We start from the raw sequence: 20,467 nt of genomic DNA, 5'->3' as shown, positions 1-20,467 counted from the left end.
ATATGATAATGTCTATCATTTACAATTACCTTTTTGGACTTCTTTGCTATGAAATTACTATTTAAACCAGCCAAAACTTTAGGTGCAAGCCTTTTACTAGCCTCGGCGTTTATGGCTCAACCAGTATTAGCTAACGGCCCTATTGGCGAGCATGTTAATCATCTTCAAGCTAACCTTAAAAGTTACGCAGAAGAAGTAGAATGGATGGTAGGCAAAGTTGATACCATGGTAAGCGACTACGATACTAAAGGCGCAAAATCTGTAAAAACTGATGATTTAATTGAATATTGGGAATCAGTTAAGTTTCACAGCGCAATAGAAACTAACTTTGTACCAGTATACGCTTCTATTTGGCAGGGTCTTTATGGCGTAAAAATGGCCATTGATAATAAAGAGCCTGCTGATGAAGTTCGTAAACAGCAAAAAGCGATGAACATAGCCTTGTGGCAAGGTCTTGGGGCTGTTAAGCTTGCTGCAAAATTCCAGCAAAAAGGCTTGTTAGACACTGTAAAAGCAACGGCTACAACTCAAATGACACAAAGTGCCACAATTGATGAAATTAAGCACAAATTAGACCGTGTAGTAGCTAAATTTGCTGAGCGTTTACGAGACGAAGCAACTGAAATTGTTCATGATACTTATCTGCACCTGTTTGAAGGCGTTGAAGGAACTCTTATTGAACAAGATGCAAAACTAGTTGAAGTGCTGGAAAAAGACTTTAACGTAACACTGCCACAAGCCATTACAAACAGCAAAAGCGTAGACGAAGTACGCGATGTGATCAGTGATATGCAAACAAAATTAGACCGCGCTAAGGTTTTAATAGAAAAAGCCGAAAAAGCACGTAAGGATGTATTTTAAGTGAAGCGTAGGACCTTTATTCAAGGCCTAGCCGCGTTAGGGGTGGTTGGCTCATTGCCACTGCCTCTTTCTCGTGCGCTAGCCGCTGATATAGCAAACCCTGTTTCTGTTGACGATTTACCAAAGCTTAAAGGCGAGTTAACGCTTTATTTAGGCCGAGGCGAAGGTGGTTTGTATGAAAACGTATTACAAGCAATCCAGAAAAAAAATCCAGACTTTAAACTCGGTATACGCCGAGGTCCTACTGCTGCTTTAGCAAATACCATTGTTGCAGAAGCTAAAGCTGGCGTTCGCCGCGCTGATTTATTTTGGGCAGTTGATTCAGGCGCAATTGGTTTAGTAACCGATGCTGGCCTTGCACAACCTATCCCAGGTGATTTATCTGCTCAGTTACAACCACAATTTAGATATAAAGAGTGGGCACCTGTAACTGGCCGTATTCGTACATTGCCATATAACACGTCGCGTTTGACTAAAGATCAAATTCCAACAAGTATTATGGAAATTGCCGACAGCGATTTAAGTATTGGCTGGGCACCCGCCTACGCTTCTTTTCAATCGTTTGTAACCGCAATGCGAATCTTAGAAGGCGATGACAAAACCGCTAAGTGGCTTAAAAAGATTCAAAAACGTGCTAAAACATACGCCGGCGAGCTAGGTGTTGTTATGGGCGTTGAACGCGGTGAAGTTGATATTGGTTTTGCTAATCACTATTACACTTTGCGTTTAAAATCAGGTAAACCTAATGCCAAGCTAGATTTAGCATTTACACAAAATGATGCGGGCTGTTTAGTTAATGCATCGGGTGTATTAGCGCTTAACGACGATCCGCTTGCAACTAACTTTATGCGTTACTTACTAAGTAAAGAAGTACAAGGTTACTTAGCCAGTGAAGCGTACGAAATTCCGTTAGTAAATGGTATTACCCAACCTGAGGGTTTACCGTCACTTGCTAATATTTCTCCACCTAAAGTAGATTTAACACAGCTAGCTGATTTACGCCCTACTATAGATTTGATGCGAAGCAGCGGCGTATTGTAATGAAAATACCTGCCTCTTATCCAATGGCGCTGCTTGCAGCGCTTGTTGCGCTTACCCCTGTTTATGTATTAATTGTGCTTGCAAGCGATGCGAGCTCAGTGTTTGACACCCACAATCTTCAAATTTTAGGTAACACGTTATCGTTAATGGGTTTAACGGTACTTGGGTCTATTTTAATTGGTGTGCCACTGGCGTTTATTAGCGCGTATGTGCATTTACCATTTAAAAAGCTCTGGCTGGTTGTATTTGCAGCCCCACTGGCAATTCCCAGTTATATTGGCGCATTTACACTTTATGCTGCTTTTGGCCCCGGTGGCGAAATAAATACCTTAACAGGAATAGAAACACCATCAATGTATGGCCTAACCGGCGCTGCCATTGTAATGACGCTTTATACCTTCCCGTTTGTAATGATGACAACTCGCTCATCCCTACTTAGCCTTGATGCGAGTATGGTTAATGCAGCACGAACGCTTGGAATGTCGATGACGCAAAGTATATTTAAAGTTATATTACCGCGCGTAGTTAACGGTATTGCAGCAGGCTCTTTGTTAGTCGCGCTTTATACGTTATCAGACTTTGGCACGCCGGCAATGATGCGCTTAGATACCTTTACCCGCGTAATTTATGTTGAATACAACGCCTTTGCGTTAGGACGCGCTGCAATGCTTTCACTTCAGCTGATGGTTATTGTCGGTTTTTTACTTTTAGTTGAATCACAAATAAAAACAGCGTCTGAGCGCCATGGTCGCCCGTTAATTTTATTTCCAAGTAAAGTACAATTAAGTGCCATGTTTGTTACGTTTGTACCTGTTTTACTGCTTGCTATTGGCTTGCCTTTGGCTATATTTTCGCTTTGGTTAGCTCGCGATGGTTTTAGCTCATTTGATTTTAATATTGCATGGAACTCTACGTATGCATCGGGTATTGCGGCAATTGTAGCCGTTATCGTTGCGATCCCTGTTGCACATGCTGCACTGAGTGGAAAAGCGGGTCGTATAATGGAGCGTGTTACTTACTTTGGTTTTGGTATTCCGGGTATAGTAATGGGCACAGCGCTTGTTTACGGTGGTTTGCAGTTGCCGTTTTTATATCAAACACTGGGATTGCTTATTATTGCTTATATGCTGCGATTTTTACCACTTGCTGTAGGCTCTGTTAGAACAAGCACCGAACACTTAGATCCAAGCTTAGTGAAGTCTGCGCGCGTATTAGGGGCAAGCCCACGTGAAGTATTTACTCGCATAACACTACCCTTAACTATGCGCGGTATTATTGCCGGTGCAGCACTGGTATTTTTAGAGTCAATGCGCGAACTAGAAGCCACGCTCCTACTTGGACCAACAGGGTTTGAAACCCTCTCTACTTATTTATGGCGTGTATACGAAGCGGGCTATTTTGGTCGCGCCGCGATTCCTGGATTATTGTTAGTAGTGATATCTGCCTGCGGGTTAGCTATTATGATGTCTGGCGAAAAACGCAACCAGTTTGAACATTAAGGATTTAAGAAACAATGCTATCTGTAAGTCAGTTGTCTATAGATTATGGCAGTAACCGCGTAGTAAGCGATTTAAACTTTTCGCTGGGTGAAAACGAAATCCTTATGCTTGTAGGGCCAACAGGTTGTGGTAAAAGTACAATTTTACAAGCCCTTGCTGGCCTTATACCTATTAGCGAAGGCGAAATAAACACAGGTAAATGGCGCGCTACACCCAAATTAACAATACCTCCTGAAAAACGCAGTGTAGGCATGGTATTTCAAGATTTTGCGTTATTTCCGCACTTAACCGTACAGCAAAACATTTGCTTTAGATTAAAAGATACAGCCCCTGCTGAGTATTGGATAAACCTACTTGGGTTGAGCGATTTTAGAGACAAAAAACCAGCAACGCTTTCTGGCGGACAAAAGCAGCGCGTTGCACTTGCGCGTACCCTTGCCCACCAACCTGACTTTGTATTACTTGATGAGCCGCTTTCAAACTTAGATGCCGCTCTTAAAGACATGCTTCGTTGGGATATTAGAAACGCACTTAAAGCCGCTGGCGTACCGGCGATTTGGGTAACACACGACCAAGAAGAAGCACTCTCAGTTGGCGATCGTGTTGGTGTGCTAAAAGGCGGCAAAATTCAGCAAATTGACACGCCAGAGCGCTGCTTTAGCACGCCAAATAATCGCTTTGTGGCACGCTTTTTAGGTGAAGCCAGCTTTATTAGCGGCCAATTTAGCCAAGGACAAGCCACTACCTCAATTGGTAATGCGCCCGCTCATGGCGTTGACTGTGAGAGTGGCGACGTTGATGTACTACTTCGACCAGACGATGTGTTACTTGTACAAAGCAGTGTTGGCAATAACGGCGAAGTAATTTGGGTACGCTTTGAAGGTGGCAGCCGCTTGTGCGCTGTAAAACTTGCGTGCTCTACGGTTGTAACTAGCAGAGTAAGCCATGAAGTTGTGGTAAACCCAGGCGACGAAGTGCATGTATCACTAAGTACCTCGCACCCATTAGCGGTTTATAAATCTATAGATTAATATCTATACCTAACTCAAAATTAAGAGGAAACCCCATGAACGGACCAAACCCCAATAATCCTTCAGCAATGGAAGGTTTTCCTCAAGTAGGTTTTTTAAAAAACTATATTACTTCTATCAATATTGAAGTAGGCGATTATACATATTATGACGATCCTGATGGCCCTGAGAATTTTGAAAAAAATGTGCTTTACCATTTCGATTTTATTGGGGATCGTCTGATCATAGGTAAGTTTTGTGCGATAGCTAAAGACGTTACTTTTATAATGAATGGCGCTAACCATCAAACTTCTGGATTTTCTACTTATCCATTTTTTATATTTGGTAATGGCTGGGAAAAATTTGTACCAAAATCAAATGATTTACCCTTTAAAGGCAATACAGAAATTGGTCATGATGTTTGGATTGGTTATAACGCTACAATTATGCCCGGGGTAAAAATTGGCAGCGGCGCTATTATTGCCAGTAAATCAGTTGTTACCTGCGATGTACCTGCTTATAGCGTTGTAGGTGGAAATCCCGCTAAAGTGATAAAAACCAGATTTGACGATAAAACAATTAATACGCTGCTAGATATAGCTTGGTGGGATTGGAGCAATGAAAAAATCACTGCTCATTTAGATGCCATTACACAATGCGATATAAAAGCCTTATCTAATCTCTAAGTGATTACCACTCAAACATGTAGGCCATTTTACTTATAGTTTTTAGCGGCACATTATGTGAGTTTCGTTTAGCGTATAGGTGCTGCATAGCTTTGTCTTTTACTTCACCCACTATCACTTCTTTTACTTGATAACCTAAAGCAACGGCAGCTTGAGAGTAAGCTATAAATTCCCACTTTTTAATATTGGTGTTATCTACAATCACCAATGGAATGCCTTGAGCAAGTGCATTTATAAAGCGCGCCAAATTTAAATTATGAAATTGTGGTAACTTAAATTTATCAAAATGATATTCGCCCTGCTCATTATTAAAGTAATCATCAGTTGAGCAAATTAGATACTGACTTTCGTCGGCTCCACCTAATTCGTCAGCAAGGCTTTGCGCGTAGTAAGACTTACCACTTCCTGGTAGTCCTCGTAAAATAAAAACTTGTTTCATAGCATCGATTTTTTAAGGGTGAATAAATATTAATTTAGTTTGGATGTTAATAATGCCACAAAATCATTAAATTTCAGAGCAACAAATCATAATAGTGGCAATTAAACTCTAAAAACTGTTTAAAAATAAACCGCATGCATAAAAACTTTTAAAGAGTTGCCCACAATAGTTTTTTTATTTAACTTTACTAGGTAAGATACAGGGTTCAAGTGCAGCACCGTTTATGTGCAATTTATGCCCGAGTGTTGCGCACAGTTAAAATAAAATAGTTAGGCAACTTATATCATTGGAGTGAAGATGAGCCATTTAGCGATTTCAGAGCTATTAAAAGGCAATGTTGCGGTAGACAGCCAAGTAACAATTAAGGGCTGGATCCGTACTCGCCGCGATTCAAAAGCAGGAATTTCATTTTTAGCCGTTCATGACGGTTCGTGTTTTGATCCTATTCAAGCGGTAGTTCCTAATTCACTGAATAATTATGATGAAGTTACTAGCTTAACAGCCGGTTGTTCTGTGTCGGTTACTGGTGTTTTAGTTCAATCTGCTGGCCAAGGTCAATCTTACGAAATTCAAGCTAACTCAGTGACTGTGTTAGGTTGGGTAGAAAACCCAGATTCATACCCAATGTCGGCAAAGCGCCACAGCATTGAGTACTTACGTGAGCACGCTCACCTTCGCCCTCGTACAAATATGATTGGCGCGGTAACTCGTGTACGCAACTGTTTAGCACAAGCTATTCACCGTTTTTACCACGAGCAAGGCTTTTACTGGATCAGCACGCCAATCATTACGGCAAGTGACTGTGAAGGTGCTGGCGAAATGTTCCGTGTATCAACGCTTGATATGCAAAACTTACCACTTACAGACAAAGGCGAAGTTGATTACAGCGAAGATTTCTTCGGTAAAGAAGCATTCCTTACTGTATCTGGTCAGTTAAATGGAGAAACTTACGCGTCTGCAATGTCAAAAATTTATACATTTGGCCCAACATTCCGTGCAGAGAATTCAAATACATCTCGACACCTTGCAGAATTTTGGATGGTAGAACCTGAAGTAGCGTTTGCTGATTTAGAAGATATAGCAAAACTTGCTGAAAACATGCTTAAGTATGTGTTTAAAGCCGTACTTGAAGAGCGCCGTGATGACATGGAATTTTTTGCACAACGTGTAGAAAAAACCGCAATTACGCGTTTAGAAGAGTTTGTAGATAAAGACTTTGCACAAGTTGACTACACAGACGCTGTAGAAATCCTTAAAACGTGTGGCAAAAAGTTTGAGTACGCTGTTGAATGGGGTGTAGATTTACAATCTGAGCACGAGCGTTACTTAGCTGAAGAGCACTTTAAAGCACCGGTAGTTATTAAAAACTACCCACGTGACATTAAAGCATTTTACATGCGCCAAAACGAAGACGGTAAAACCGTTGCCGCAATGGATGTTGTAGCACCTGGTATTGGTGAGATCATTGGTGGTTCACAACGTGAAGAACGTCTTGATGTACTTGATGCACGCTTAGAAGAAATGGGCTTAAACAAAGAAGATTACAGCTGGTACCGCGATTTACGTAAATACGGTAGCGTGCCGCACTCAGGCTTTGGTTTAGGCTTTGAACGCTTAGTTGCTTATGTAACAGGTATGGGCAACGTACGTGACGTTATTGCCTTCCCTCGTACTAAAGGCAGCGCAACTTACTAATATTTAGTAAGATGTTTATAAATACTAAAAACCAGCCAATTGGCTGGTTTTTTTGTGTCTTTAATCTACCGAATAAAAAAGCCGCAGCACTCAAAGAGCACCACGGCTTTCAACCAGAATAAGTTTGTTTATTTAAAGGCTATAAAGCACTCTCTAACTGTGGCAGTACTTCAAACAAATCAGCCACTAAACCGTAGTCAGCTACCTGAAAAATAGGTGCGTCTGGGTCTTTATTTATCGCGACGATTACTTTTGAGTCTTTCATACCGGCTAAATGCTGAATAGCACCGCTGATACCTACAGCAATATATAAGTTAGGTGCTACAATTTTACCTGTTTGCCCTACTTGCATGTCGTTAGCTACAAAGCCTGCATCAACTGCTGCACGCGATGCACCAATAGCTGCACCTAGTTTATCGGCAATACCATTAAGTAATGCAAAGTTTTCGCCGTTTTGCATACCGCGACCACCCGATATGACCACACTAGCTGCTGTAAGCTCAGGGCGTTCTGATTCGGTTTGCTCAACACTTACAAAGCTGCTTAATTGTGAATCTGATACTGTATCAATGCTTGTTATAGCAACAGCTGATTGCTCACCTTGTAAATCAAAGCTACTGGCACGTACGGTAATTACTTTTTTACTGTCGAGTGATTTAACCGTGGCGATTGCATTACCTGCATAAATTGGACGTTTAAATGTATCGGCGTCCACTACTGCGATAATTTCAGAAATTTGCGCAACATCTAATAGCGCAGCAACACGTGGCATAAAGTTTTTGCCCGTTGTAGTAGCACTTGCAACAATGTGGCTGTAGTTGTCGCTAATTGATAAAACTAAATCGCTCATGCTCTCAGCTAACTGATGTTCATAAACGCTATTATCAGCAACTAAAACATTAGCTACGCCATCAATGCCGGCCACTTGTGAGCTCATTGCGCTTAAGTTGTTACCTGCAATTAGTACATCAATAGGAAAACCCATTTTTACTGCGGCGTTAATAGTTTTTGAGGTTTCTGGTTTTAAGGCACCGTTGTCGTGCTCTGCAATTACGAGTGTTTTCATTTAAATCACCTTTGCCTCTGTTTTTAATTTTTCTACAAGCTGCGCTACGTCTTCTACAATAATTCCTGCGGTGCGTTTAGCTGGCTCTTCTACACTTATTAATTGCATACGCGGTGTTAAATCAACACCAAGCGAATCTGCTGTTATTACTTCAAGCGGCTTACGTTTGGCTTTCATAATATTTGGCAGTGATGCATAGCGAGGCTCATTTAAGCGTAAATCAGTTGTAACAACTGCCGGTAAATTAAGTGCTACCGTTTGCAGCCCGCCATCAACTTCGCGTGTTACGTTTACTTTGCCATTTTCAATAACTACTTTTGATGCAAATGTACCCTGCCCGCGATTAGTTAATGCAGCAAGCATTTGACCTGTTTGATTATTATCTGAGTCAATTGACTGCTTACCTAAAATGACAAGTTCAGGCGTTTCTTGCTCTACAATTTTAGCGAGTAGTTTTGCAATATGAAGTGACTCGAGCTTTTCATCGGTTTCGATGTGAATGGCTTTGTCAGCACCCAATGCTAATGCTGTTCGTAATTGTTCTTGTGATGCTTTTGCACCAATAGTTACAGCAACCACTTCAGTGGCGGTACCGGCTTCTTTAAGGCGAATTGCTTCTTCTATAGCAATCTCACAAAACGGGTTCATTGCCATTTTAACGTTGTTTAAATCAACGTCGCTGTTATCACTTTTAACGCGTGCTTTTACGTTGTAATCAATCACTCTTTTTATTGGTACGAGAACTTTCATAGGAACTCCATAATTATTTAAACCTACAAGGTAACGTGCACGTCAACCTATTTATTTTATGAAATTAGACTACTTCCTGTTGACGTAAACGTCAACCTAAAATAACCTTTAACTATTCACAGTCTGTAACGTTTAATTTGCAAGGTTATAAATAGGCTGTACACCTTATTTAAATGCGTAGTAAACATTTAAATAAGTCCGTCATAGATAAAGAGGTTATTATGGTAGAACGTGAAACCATGGAATTTGATGTAGTAATTGTTGGTGCAGGCCCTGCTGGGCTTTCAAGTGCAATTAAACTCGCGCAATTAGCACAAGAAAAACAACAAGAGTGCATGATTTGCGTAGTCGAAAAAGGTTCTGAAGTAGGTGCACATGTACTCTCTGGTGCTGTTTTTGAAACCAGAGCTTTGGATGAACTACTACCTAATTGGCAAGAGCTTGGCGCACCGGTTACAACCAAAGTAACTAATGATGAAATTTATTGGTTTAATAACGAGCAAAAAGCGACATCAATCCCCCACTTTGCTACACCAAAAACATTTCATAATGACGGTAACTTCATTGTATCTATGGGCAATGTATGTCGATGGCTTGCAGAGCAAGCTGAGAGCTTAGGCGTAGAGATATTTCCAGGATTTAGCGCACACTCTTTAATAATTGAAGATGAAGCAGTAAAAGGCATTATTACTGGTGATATGGGTGTAGACAAAGATGGTAATGAAAAAGACGGTTACATGCCAGGCATGGAGCTTCGTGCAAAATACACTATTTTTGCTGAAGGTTGTCGAGGTCATTTAGGTAAACAACTAATCGATGAGTTTGTACTTGATGCAGATTCATCACCGCAGCATTATGGTTTAGGCTTTAAAGAAATCTGGCAAATAGATAAAAGTAAACATGAGCTTGGCAAGGTAGTTCATGGTACAGGTTGGCCACTTAGCGGCGATACTAATGGTGGTGCATTTATGTATCACAGTGAAAACAATCAAGTTGTTGTTGGTTTAATTGTTGATTTAAATTACTCAAACCCACATTTGAGCCCGTTTGATGAGTTTCAGCAAATGAAGCACCATCCTGTATTTAAAAACGTACTTGAAGGCGCTGAACGTATTGCTTACGGTGCGCGTGCTATTGCTAAAGGTGGCTTGCACTCATTACCAAAAATGCATTTTGCTGGTGGTTTACTTGTTGGGTGTGATGCAGGCACTCTTAATTTTGCAAAAATTAAAGGTAACCACACCGCAATGAAATCAGGAATGATTGCCGCTGAGGTTATTTTTGAAGCATTGCAAAATGAGTTAGCAAATACCGATTTAACTCATTATCAAACTGCGTTTGAGCAATCGTGGGCATATAAAGAGTTATATCAATCTCGTAACTTTGGCCCTGCTATGCACAAACTCGGTAAATTTTTAGGTGGTGCGTACAATACGCTTGATCAAAACATCTTTAATGGCGCTTTACCCTTTACGTTTAAAGATAATACGCCCGATCACTCTACCCTTGTTGATGCTAGCGCCGCTGACAAAATTGCATACCCAAAACCAGATGGACACCTTAGCTTTGATAAACTCTCAAGTGTGTTTTTATCAAATACTAACCACGAAGAATCACAGCCGTGTCATTTAAAGCTTAAAGATGCGTCAATTCCTATTAACGTAAATTTAGTTAAATTTGATGAACCCGCACAACGTTATTGCCCTGCAGGCGTTTACGAAGTACAAGAAATTGCAAGCAATAAAGAGTTTGTTATTAATGCCCAAAACTGTGTGCACTGTAAAACCTGCGATATTAAAGACCCAAGCCAAAACATTACATGGGTAACACCTGAAGGTGCGGGTGGGCCAAATTATCCTAATATGTAACTAAATTATGCGCTGTATAGCTATATAACTACGTTTTTTACATATAAATTATAAACATATCCTAAATTGCAGGGGCTTCGGCCCCTTTTTTACGTTATGCTAATAGTAGTTTTAATAATAAGAGTGTTATTTATGCCGTCGTCAAAAGTTATTTTTCGTTTTTTAGCAGAGCCTACTGATGTTAATTTTGGTGGTAAAGTTCATGGTGGGGCCGTCATGAAGTGGATTGACCAAGCAGGTTATGCGTGCGCTGCAGGTTGGAGTGGTCATTACTGCGTAACGGTTTCGGTTGCGGGTGTTAAATTTAGACGCCCTATTTTAGTGGGTCAAATAGTCGAAGTAGAAGCTAAAATTGCCCATACGGGTAGAAGTAGCATGCAAATATTTATTCAAGTTAGGTGTGGCGATCCAAAAACGCAAAATATGGTTGAAACAAACCATTGTGTTATCAGCTTTATTGCAATGGATGAAACGGGCTACCCAATAGAAGTGCCTTCGTTTAAAGCAGTGACCGATGAAGACATTAAATTAGAAAATTACGCTATAAAAATGAAAGAAATAGCAATTGAAACAGAAAACTTGCTTCATAAAGTCTAATTAGTAATTTAAATAGAGTAAGGCTATGTAAAAAACTCATTATACTTTGTAAAACATACAACCTATTTTAGAGTACACGATTACGCAAAAGTTCACTTTGATTATAAAACACGCTAAACAATGTAAAAACCAATACAAAAGAACCAATTATGGCGTGTTTTTAATCCATTTTAATATTGGCACGCTCGCTGCAAGTAGATAATTGAAGTTTGATTAATGAAATCAAGCATTTGATTATTTTTTGTAAAGGAGCTATTCAATGATTAAAACACTTTCTCTTTCAGCTATTGCACTAGCAACACTGGGTTTTAACTCTGCAGCACACGCTGACATTTCTGATTTCGATTCTCCACGTATTTATACTGGTATCGGTTACGGTCAATATTCTTTTGAATTTGAAGACAGTGACAACGACACTGACTTTGACGACGATGCACAAATGCTTAAAGGCTATATTGGTACTCAGTTTAACGAATACCTAAGCTTAGAACTTGCTTATCAAAACTTTGATGAAGTAAGTGATATAGACAGCAAAGCTGAAATTGATGGCGTATCGCTTGCCGCACGTTTGGGCTACCCAATAACAGAGAGCTTTTCTGTATATGCAAAAGGCGGTTGGCTTGAGTGGGATGCAGATTACACACAAGATTTACCAGTAGGTGGCGTAACAGCGTCTACAGATGGTGGTGATGCATTTTACGGTGCGGGTATTGAATACGCACTTACAACAAATGTACAGTTTCGTTTAGAGTACGAACGCTACAAACTTGATGACGATATTGATCCAGACATGGATGTAGCGTCTGTATCAGTTCAATACATGTTTTAATTAATCTTTAACATGTATCAGAGGGGTAAGCTTATGAGCTTGCCCTTTTTTGTTTTAGGTCCTTTTTAAATATATTAATACAAAATATAAACCACTCAGTCTAATAAGTGATTTTAAACCGCTTGGTCTATAAGCAATAAACTTACTTACACTAATGCCATAAATACTAAATGCAGGTAGAATAGCGCTCTATTTTATTTGTACCCGAGTACTATGAGCGATTATACCATTTCGGCTATTGGCCACATTGAATCTCCTTATAAACAAAAGTTTGCTATACCTAGGCAGCCTCGTTTAGTGCCACAAGCCAAGGCAAAACTTATTTTTGCACCTGATTTTAATCGCGAAGAGTTTGTACGTGGTTTAGATGAATTTACTCATATTTGGTTGTTATTTCGTTTTCATGAAACGGCCGATAAAGGTTATTCTGCTATGGTTCGCCCACCTCGTTTAGGTGGGAATGAGCGAAAAGGTGTATTTGCTACCCGGGCTACATTTAGACCAAACGCGATTGGTATGAGCGCAGTAAAACTTGAAGGTATTGAATATAAAAACGGACAACTTAGTTTATTACTCGCTGGCATTGATTTACTTGATGGCACACCCATTATCGATATTAAACCGTACTTACCCTATTCAGATGCAATGCTTGACGCCAGTGCTGGCTTTGCAGATACACGCCCAGAAACACAAATGACGGTTGAATTTAGCCCTCAGGCAATTGAGTTTGTTAATGCGCAAACACAATACCCAGATTTACATGATTTTATAGCTAATGTTTTAAAACAAGATCCCCGCCCTGCCTATAAAAAACAAAAAGACGGCGAGCAAAGCTATGGTATGACTTTGTACAATTATAATATTCGCTGGCAAGTCAATGGCGAGCATAACGTAGTAACAAACATAGAAAAAAACTAAATAACTCACTTAGCGCTTTAGTGTAAAAGCATCCGCTGTTAAACTTAAGCTCTATTAAAAGAACATAATTACTCTATTTCGGAAAAAACATGCGTACAAGCCAATATATACTCGCAACACTTAAAGAAACGCCATCAGATGCTGAAATCGTATCGCATCAGTTAATGCTTAGAGCCGGTATGATCCGTCGCGTCGCTTCGGGTTTATACACTTGGTTACCCTCTGGTTTACGTGTGCTACGTAAAGTAGAAAACATTGTACGCGAAGAGATGGACAAAGCAGGTGCTATTGAAATGCTAATGCCTGTAATTCAACCCGCTGATTTGTGGGAAGAGTCTGGCCGTTGGAATGAATTTGGTCCTGAGCTTATGCGCTTCACAGACCGTCATAACCGTACGTTTGCACTTGGTCCAACACACGAAGAAGTAATAACTGATTTCGTACGTAAAGAAATAAGCAGCTACAAGCAGTTACCAGTTACTTTATATCAAGTACAAACTAAAGTACGCGACGAACGCCGCCCTCGCTTTGGTGTGATGCGAGCTCGTGAATTTACAATGAAAGATGCCTACTCTTTTCACTTAAGTGAAGAATGTTTAGATGCGACTTATCAAGCAATGCATAAAGCATACTGTAACATTTTTGAGCGTTTAGGCCTTGATTACCGCCCTGTACTTGCTGATACTGGGTCTATTGGTGGTAGCCTATCGCACGAGTTTCATGTACTTGCTGAGTCGGGCGAAGATGCCATTGCATTTAGTGATGGCAGTGATTACGCAGCTAATATTGAAAAAGCAGAAGCACTAGCGCCAAACGAACCACGCCCAGAAGCAAGTAAAGAGTTAAAAGCATTCCCTACTCCTGACGCTAAAACAATTAATGAGCTTAAAAAGCATTACGGTGTAAAACCTCATCGTGGTGTTAAAACCTTAATTGTTTACGGTGCACCTGATGAAAACGATGCACGTGGTTTAGTGGCGCTTGTACTTCGTGGCGATCATGATTTAAATGAATTAAAAGCTGAAAAGCACCCATTAGTAGACTCTCCGCTTGAAATGGCAACAGAGGCAGATATTGTTGCTGCTATTGGTGCAAAACCTGGCTCATTAGGCCCTGTGGGCTTATCTATGCCTATTATTGTTGATAGAGCCGCTAATATCCTTGCTGATTTTGTTGCCGGTGCTAATAAAGACGACGAGCATTACAGTGGTATTAACTGGGATCGTGACGTAACTGATTACGAAGTTGCTGATATTCGTAATATTGTTGAAGGCGATATGAGTCCATGTGGCCAAGGCGTTTTACAAATAAAACGCGGTATTGAAGTAGGTCATATATTCCAACTTGGCACTAAATACTCAGAAGCAATGAAAGCGGGAGTATTAAACGAAGGTGGTAAAAACCAAACCATGACCATGGGTTGTTACGGTATTGGTGTTTCACGTATTGTTGCTGCTGCTATTGAGCAAAACAACGATCAATACGGGATCATTTGGCCACAATCAATCGCGCCATTCGATTTAGCGATTGTTCCAATGAACATGCACAAATCACATCGTATTCCTGATATTGCAAATAACCTTTACCAGGGTTTAAAAGATGCAGGTCTTGATGTGTTATTTGATGACCGTAAAGAACGCCCTGGTGTTATGTTTAATGACATGGAGCTAATTGGTGTACCTTACACGCTTGTAATTGGTGAGCGTAACCTTGACGAGAATAAAGTTGAGCTTAAAAACCGCCGCACCGGTGAAAAGCTAATGATTGATATTGATACAGCAATTGATGCAATTAAAGCGGCTGTTAAAGGTTAATAACACGTACGCTCAAAATAGACTAAAAGGCCGCATATAAAATGCGGCCTTTTTTATGCGTAATAATAGCTGCTCAATGACTCACCTTTCCTAGCTTTGTAGAAATCATTTAATTACGGCCTTGGTATAAATTGTCATGGAGGCTTCGCTAAAGTGTCTTATAAGTGTCATTAGATTTATCTACAGTGTTTAATTATTACACTATGGATGACGGGCATGACAAACAATCAACTGCGTAAAAAACAACATTATCCAGCCATTTGGATATCTGATGTTCATTTAGGTTACAAAGATTGTAAAGCTGATTACTTACTTGATTTTTTAAACTCGGTAGAATCTGACACACTTTATTTAGTGGGTGATATTATTGACTTATGGTCAATGAAGCGACAGTTTTATTGGCACCCTTCTCATTATGAAGTATTAAACTGCATACAAACAAAAGCAGCTAGCGGTACACGTGTCATTTATATTCCCGGTAATCATGATGAAGCGTTTAGAAACTATATAAATCAAACATTATTTGGTGTTGAAATCCACCAGCAGTTTATTCACACCACTAAAGCTAATAAACGGTTTTTACTTATACACGGCGACGACTTTGATTCAGCGACTCGTTATAACAAACTTGTTAGTATTGCGGGGGATGCAGGATACGACTTTTTATTATTTTTAAATCGCTGGACCAATCGTATACGTAAAATATTTGGTGGTAACTACTACTCGCTTGCATCGTGGATAAAAGCTCGGGTACACAAAGCTCGAGAAGCGATTAGTGCCTTTGAAGATGCCGCAGTTCATGAAGCTAAAAAACAAAACGTAGACGGTATTATTTGTGGACACATTCACCATCCCAAAATTAAAGTGGATGACGGTATTATGTACTGTAACGATGGTGATTGGATTGAGAGCTGTACTGCGCTTGTAGAGCAGCAAGATGGAAAGATAGAATTACTACATTGGTCAGATACACAATTTATACTCGATAGCGCAGACATAGCTATTCTTAACACGCCTTTAAATACGTCAACAAATACCAAACCAAAAAAATCAGCTGCTTAGCAGCTGATTTTCAAAACGATTAACTTAACCAAGTAATTAGCTTGTCTTTTAAAGTTTGTGGTTTAATTGGTTTAGTAATGTAGTCGTTCATTCCAGCAGCTAAACAACGCTCTCTATCACCTTCCATCGCACTCGCTGTCATAGCGATAATCGGTATGTGAGTATAATCTACCCCTGCCTTACTATTTCTAATTTCACTTGTGGTATCGTAGCCATTTAAATTAGGCATTTGGCAATCCATTAATATAACATCAAAAGCTTGCTCTTCGTTTTCTCTCAGTGCTTCTAAGGCTTCTATACCGTCTGACGCACAAGTGATTTTTACTTTAGTACGTTTTAATATTGCCTTAGCTACTTCAATGTTTATCATATTATCGTCAACTAATAATACATGATACGCAGATAGGTCAGGCTCTACTTGTTCCTCTTCCAAGCCTTTAGGTGGCGCTATAATACAGTCACTACTAGCACCAAATAAGCTGGCTAACTTATAGCTAAATTGATCTTGAGTGAGTGGTTTATTTAGAATGTGGCTACCCTCAGGTAATATCATTTTAGTCGGTTTATCGGTCACCATGTCGCGTAAAATTAAGACATACTTTTTATTAAACTGTTTACAATAATCAATAAGGGCATCAATTTGAGGATGCTCATCGTCAATCAATAATAAGTCAGCTTCAAACTCTTTGTGCTCACTAAAGTAGTCAAGTCGTACAATGTTTTCTGCTTTTACTTTGCAGGTTAATAACAATAAGTCGCATACGTTTTTATAAACGTTATCGCGCGCTATTAATGCAGCTACGTTGATACTTGTAGCAAGCTCTATACCTGTGTTTAATTTTTTCTCTTGTGCAACGTGTAGCTCAACCGTTGCGGTAAAGGTACTACCCGCGCCCTTTTTACTTATAACCGTAATATTACCACCCATTAACTGAGCAAGTTTTTTACATATAGATAAGCCTAAGCCTGTACCACCAAAATGACGGGTTGTACTTGAATCTTCTTGTGTAAATACTTCAAATAGTTTGTCTATGTTTTCAGGCGCTATACCAATTCCGGTATCTTTTATTGTAAAGCTCATTAATAATTTTGAGTCAGTTATGTACTTAGAACCGACAGTTAAACTTACTTCACCTCGGTGGGTAAATTTAAATGCATTATTAACTAAGTTAATTAAAATTTGTTTAAGGCGATGGCTGTCGCCAATAACCATTCTGTCTACTACATCTTTAGTATCTAAAAATACTTCAAGACCTTTGCGCTGGCCCTGTAACGCTAAAGAGCTAATCATATCGCTACATACTGTCACAACATCAAATGTATGATTATCAATATCAAGCTTACCCGCTTCTATTTTCGAAAAATCGAGAATATCGTTAATCAAGTTCATCAGTGAGTTAGCACTGCTATTTGCTAGTTTTAAATAATGGTATTGTTGTTCGGTTAAGCCATCTTCTTTGAGCATTTCAAGCATACCCAAAACGCCATTCATCGGTGTGCGTATTTCGTGAGAGATATTTGCTACAAAGTCACTTTTTGCATGGCTTGCTGCTAATGCTTGGTCAATTGCACGTTCTAGTTCAATGGTCCTTTGTGAAACCTTTAGCTCCAGAGTACTGTTTAACGCTTCGAGCTCTGATTGCGTATTTTTTAATGAGCTAATATTTCTTAAAATAGCCGCTACCTGATAACGGTTAGTATATACGTCAAAAATACTACTAAGCGTGATAGAAAAGTATTGTTTGTTGCCATAACCATCTGTGTAGATAGCTTCAAACGGCATTTTTGAACCGTTTGTAATAGTCTCTTGAATACAATTAGTGTCTGCGTTGTTTAAATTAAACAGCGAGACAAAATCAGGATTAGTGCCTGTAATTGAACTACCAAAAACCTCTTTAGCGGTATTATTAAAGTGAACAATTTCGCCGTTTTGCTCAATTGTAAAAATAGCATCCAAAGAATTTTCTATTACTTTATTGTTTTGCTCTTTTAGAGAATTAATTAACAGCTTACGGTTTATAAAACGTTGGTATAAAAAAGCAATAACTAAAAATATGCTAAAAAATACCACTAACATTGCAATAAAGTTTTGACGTCTCTCATTCACCTTTGCAAACAATGTTTTTGTATCAACACTTACACCAAGCTCTAAAGGTAGCATGGCTATATCACCCTCAATCGAAATTCGTTTTTTTAAAGTGTAAGCCACTGGATAATTACTTATTGGTAAAGTGCCTTGCTCTGTCATGGTGGTTGCAGTAGAGAATTCTTCAGACCATGTTTTAGTTTTATTAAATTCAAAACGGAATCGAAGTTGAGGGTTTGGATGATATAAAAATTCACCTTCATTATTCATAAGGTAAATCTGCGTCCCTTGTGGAGATTCAACTGTTAAATCTTCAAGTAATTTATCCGCAAAGTAATTAGTAACTAATATTGCAAATATTTTATTATTTTCATCAAAAACAGGCTTAGCAACACGAAAAGTGCTTATATAAGGTTCTTGTATCTGTCCATTTTCACGGTTGTAGTTAATTGGAGAAATATAGACACTTTTCTTATCAAGCATGCTTGCTTTGATTATGTAATCGCGTTGACCTTTTTTTTGTAATTGCAGACCTTGCAGTCGATTAATCTCTCCAAGTTGATTTCGGTCAACTCTAACAATCTCTTGCCCACCATCTTCGAGCATAATATAGCGAGCTTGCAAAATACTGTCATCGGTCTGCATAAAACCAGTAAAAATACTTGCTAAGCGCTCTTGCCAAACATCTATTGGCGTACCAAGAACAGGATCAATTAGTTTATTTTCTTTAGCGCGGGTAATGCCTTGTATTGGTGGTGTAGCATCTAAAAAACGAATGGCGGTAACACTGTCTTTAAGATGTTTTTTTAATGAATAGCTCTTTGTTTCAAGTTCACGCTTTAATTCTATTTGAGCTGAATTATAAACATCACTTCTTACTTTTTGATCGAACATGTATAGAGAAGGCAAAGCTATAAGAACAAATATTGTTGTTGCAACGAGCATTAATTTATTATTTTTTGTTACATTCAACAAAATATTTCTTTTTAACATTTACCTTCACCATAAATTTTTATTGTTATTAGTATAGAGCATTATAGGAATAATTGGACCATCTAACTAATCAGTTATCCTTATTAATTCTAATGTTTTTACATAATTAAGTACTAATGTACTACCTAAAAAGCTGCATTTGCAAAAGGTTAATTCAAATTAACAAACGTTGGACCTAAAGGACTATTTAGGAATGCTCTGATTGTTCAGACCTTCTTTCACAACAAATATGACTATAACCATGCAGAAAATAAACCCTCCTCCTATACAGATATAGTTGATTATTGGATTAGACTCAGTATCAAGAGTCATTGCTAAGAGCCCATAACTCAAAAGCATTAAACCAATAAGTGACGCAGCCATTAATCTAATAAGTTTTTTTGTGGTTTTTTTCATTCTATTACTCCTTGTTCCCTAGCAATACTCTCTAAATTCTTCAAAAATTGAACCGATTCATTAGTTATGTCTTTAATCATAAACTGAGGCTCTATTTCAACTTCGCTTTCATCTATTTCACTGTTACTAACAGTCTTTAAAAAAACAGCTTTGCCTTCATTATGCAATGATATTTCTGTCGGTATTTGATTTGTTTCGTACTTAAATTTACGCATAAAATCTATTAAAGGCACATCTAAAAAACCAACAAACGTTTTTCCAAAATAAGTATCTTCTCGTGCTCGTTTTAAAAGCCAAGTATATTCAGCAGATGATAGAAATTGGTTTGGGAATGAGCTCGTTTTTACTGTTTGGACTTTTTCATCATCAAAATACCCTATAAATATGTTTTCTCCTTCATTTTCGTAAGCGATATAATTATTAGGGTCGTTTTTAGGATCTAAGCTCATTTCATAAATTTGTTCTTTAGTAAACCCTGGCGCGTGTTTCATCATATCAGTAAAAGCTTTATCACTATTTTCTTTATTTAAAGCATAATCTAATCTGTATGCGATATTTTTTTGATGATCTAAAATATATTGACCATCATCTTTAATAGTCATTTCTGTAAAGGTTTTATTTGGCAAAACATAGTCTGTACGGAGGTATTTATCGGTGACTTTTATTTTAATGTATGCAAAATGATTTAACTCTTTAGTGACTTGATAATTAAGTGTTAGGTTATTTTGTGCGTGTGCATAACCACACAAACTTGCGGTAAGAACGACTATAAATTTAAATATATTTTTCAAAACTTTATCCTTAAAAGTTAGCAACCTAAAAACGGCGTGACCACGCTGCATTGAACTGTAATCAGC

The 20,467-nt window shown here is 38.8% G+C and carries 18 protein-coding genes; 12 read left to right on the top strand and 6 right to left on the bottom strand.

Annotated elements, in window-relative coordinates; translation table 11 throughout:
• Positions 1-48 precede the first annotated feature (48 nt).
• The 5 genes from H5090_RS10735 to H5090_RS10715 are packed head-to-tail and all read left to right on the top strand — an operon-like array spanning position 49 to position 5,097.
• Positions 49-861 (top strand): hypothetical protein, encoded by an 813-nt coding sequence (locus tag H5090_RS10735; RefSeq protein ID WP_182695680.1) that lies wholly within the window; start codon positions 49-51, stop codon positions 859-861.
• A complete protein-coding gene (locus tag H5090_RS10730; protein WP_024606722.1) occupies positions 862-1,902 on the top strand; it encodes an extracellular solute-binding protein in 1,041 nt (346 codons plus the stop codon).
• On the top strand, positions 1,902-3,401 hold the full coding sequence (locus tag H5090_RS10725) for an iron ABC transporter permease (protein ID WP_182695679.1): 1,500 nt from the start codon (positions 1,902-1,904) through the stop codon (positions 3,399-3,401). Before H5090_RS10730 ends, H5090_RS10725 begins: the two co-directional genes overlap by 1 nt.
• A gap of 14 nt (positions 3,402-3,415) precedes the next feature.
• A complete protein-coding gene (locus tag H5090_RS10720; protein ID WP_024604310.1) occupies positions 3,416-4,432 on the top strand; it encodes an ABC transporter ATP-binding protein in 1,017 nt (338 codons plus the stop codon).
• A gap of 35 nt (positions 4,433-4,467) precedes the next feature.
• Complete coding sequence (locus tag H5090_RS10715) at positions 4,468-5,097, top strand: Vat family streptogramin A O-acetyltransferase (protein ID WP_182695678.1); 630 nt, start codon at positions 4,468-4,470, stop codon at positions 5,095-5,097.
• Between the two features lie 4 nt (positions 5,098-5,101).
• Here H5090_RS10715 and H5090_RS10710 read toward each other — a convergent pair whose 3' ends face one another.
• Positions 5,102-5,536: an ATP-binding protein gene (locus H5090_RS10710; RefSeq protein ID WP_002961231.1), complete on the bottom strand. Its 435-nt coding sequence runs from the start codon at positions 5,534-5,536 to the stop codon at positions 5,102-5,104.
• Between the two features lie 297 nt (positions 5,537-5,833).
• Here H5090_RS10710 and asnS point away from each other — a divergent pair, with 297 nt between their 5' ends.
• A complete protein-coding gene (gene asnS / locus H5090_RS10705) occupies positions 5,834-7,231 on the top strand; it encodes an asparagine--tRNA ligase (RefSeq protein WP_182695677.1) in 1,398 nt (465 codons plus the stop codon).
• Between the two features lie 139 nt (positions 7,232-7,370).
• Here asnS and H5090_RS10700 read toward each other — a convergent pair whose 3' ends face one another.
• Both H5090_RS10700 and H5090_RS10695 read right to left on the bottom strand, forming a co-directional pair.
• Positions 7,371-8,297 (bottom strand): electron transfer flavoprotein subunit alpha/FixB family protein, encoded by a 927-nt coding sequence (locus tag H5090_RS10700; protein ID WP_182695676.1) that lies wholly within the window; start codon positions 8,295-8,297, stop codon positions 7,371-7,373.
• The gene (locus H5090_RS10695; RefSeq protein WP_182695675.1) at positions 8,298-9,047 is read right to left on the bottom strand and encodes an electron transfer flavoprotein subunit beta/FixA family protein; all 750 of its coding nucleotides are present in this window, start codon (positions 9,045-9,047) and stop codon (positions 8,298-8,300) included.
• Between the two features lie 221 nt (positions 9,048-9,268).
• Between H5090_RS10695 and H5090_RS10690 the strand changes: the two genes are divergently transcribed.
• The 6 genes from H5090_RS10690 (at position 9,269) to H5090_RS10665 (ending at position 16,135) form a co-directional block, all read left to right on the top strand.
• Entirely contained in the window at positions 9,269-10,915 is a 1,647-nt protein-coding gene (locus H5090_RS10690; protein ID WP_182695674.1) for an electron transfer flavoprotein-ubiquinone oxidoreductase, read from the top strand.
• A 132-nt stretch (positions 10,916-11,047) separates the two neighbouring features.
• Positions 11,048-11,512 carry an acyl-CoA thioesterase gene (locus H5090_RS10685; protein WP_024596822.1) on the top strand — a complete coding sequence of 155 codons (465 nt, stop codon included), beginning with the start codon at positions 11,048-11,050 and terminating at the stop codon, positions 11,510-11,512.
• Positions 11,513-11,771: 259 nt separating this feature from the next.
• Positions 11,772-12,341, top strand: a complete 570-nt coding sequence (locus H5090_RS10680) for an outer membrane beta-barrel protein (protein WP_002961225.1) — start codon at positions 11,772-11,774, stop codon at positions 12,339-12,341.
• A 213-nt stretch (positions 12,342-12,554) separates the two neighbouring features.
• Positions 12,555-13,259 carry a tRNA (N6-threonylcarbamoyladenosine(37)-N6)-methyltransferase TrmO gene (gene tsaA / locus H5090_RS10675; protein ID WP_002961223.1) on the top strand — a complete coding sequence of 235 codons (705 nt, stop codon included), beginning with the start codon at positions 12,555-12,557 and terminating at the stop codon, positions 13,257-13,259.
• A gap of 89 nt (positions 13,260-13,348) precedes the next feature.
• Positions 13,349-15,073: a proline--tRNA ligase gene (locus H5090_RS10670; protein WP_182695673.1), complete on the top strand. Its 1,725-nt coding sequence runs from the start codon at positions 13,349-13,351 to the stop codon at positions 15,071-15,073.
• A 216-nt stretch (positions 15,074-15,289) separates the two neighbouring features.
• Positions 15,290-16,135, top strand: a complete 846-nt coding sequence (locus tag H5090_RS10665) for a UDP-2,3-diacylglucosamine diphosphatase (RefSeq protein ID WP_024596856.1) — start codon at positions 15,290-15,292, stop codon at positions 16,133-16,135.
• Between the two features lie 19 nt (positions 16,136-16,154).
• On the opposite strand, the gene H5090_RS10660 is transcribed toward H5090_RS10665, so the two are convergent.
• From H5090_RS10660 to H5090_RS10650, 3 genes are all read right to left on the bottom strand, one after another.
• Complete coding sequence (locus tag H5090_RS10660) at positions 16,155-19,214, bottom strand: ATP-binding protein (RefSeq protein WP_259395085.1); 3,060 nt, start codon at positions 19,212-19,214, stop codon at positions 16,155-16,157.
• 183 nt (positions 19,215-19,397) lie between these two features.
• Positions 19,398-19,610 carry a hypothetical protein gene (locus tag H5090_RS10655; RefSeq protein WP_010552728.1) on the bottom strand — a complete coding sequence of 71 codons (213 nt, stop codon included), beginning with the start codon at positions 19,608-19,610 and terminating at the stop codon, positions 19,398-19,400.
• A complete protein-coding gene (locus H5090_RS10650; protein WP_182695672.1) occupies positions 19,607-20,401 on the bottom strand; it encodes a hypothetical protein in 795 nt (264 codons plus the stop codon). Before H5090_RS10650 ends, H5090_RS10655 begins: the two co-directional genes overlap by 4 nt.
• Positions 20,402-20,467: the final 66 nt, after the last annotated feature.

This window comes from Pseudoalteromonas sp. SR43-5 (assembly GCF_014163835.1).
Taxonomy (GTDB): Bacteria; Pseudomonadota; Gammaproteobacteria; order Enterobacterales; family Alteromonadaceae; genus Pseudoalteromonas; species Pseudoalteromonas distincta.
Note: the sequence above shows the minus strand (reverse complement) of the source record. Positions and strands in the feature narration are given on the sequence as shown.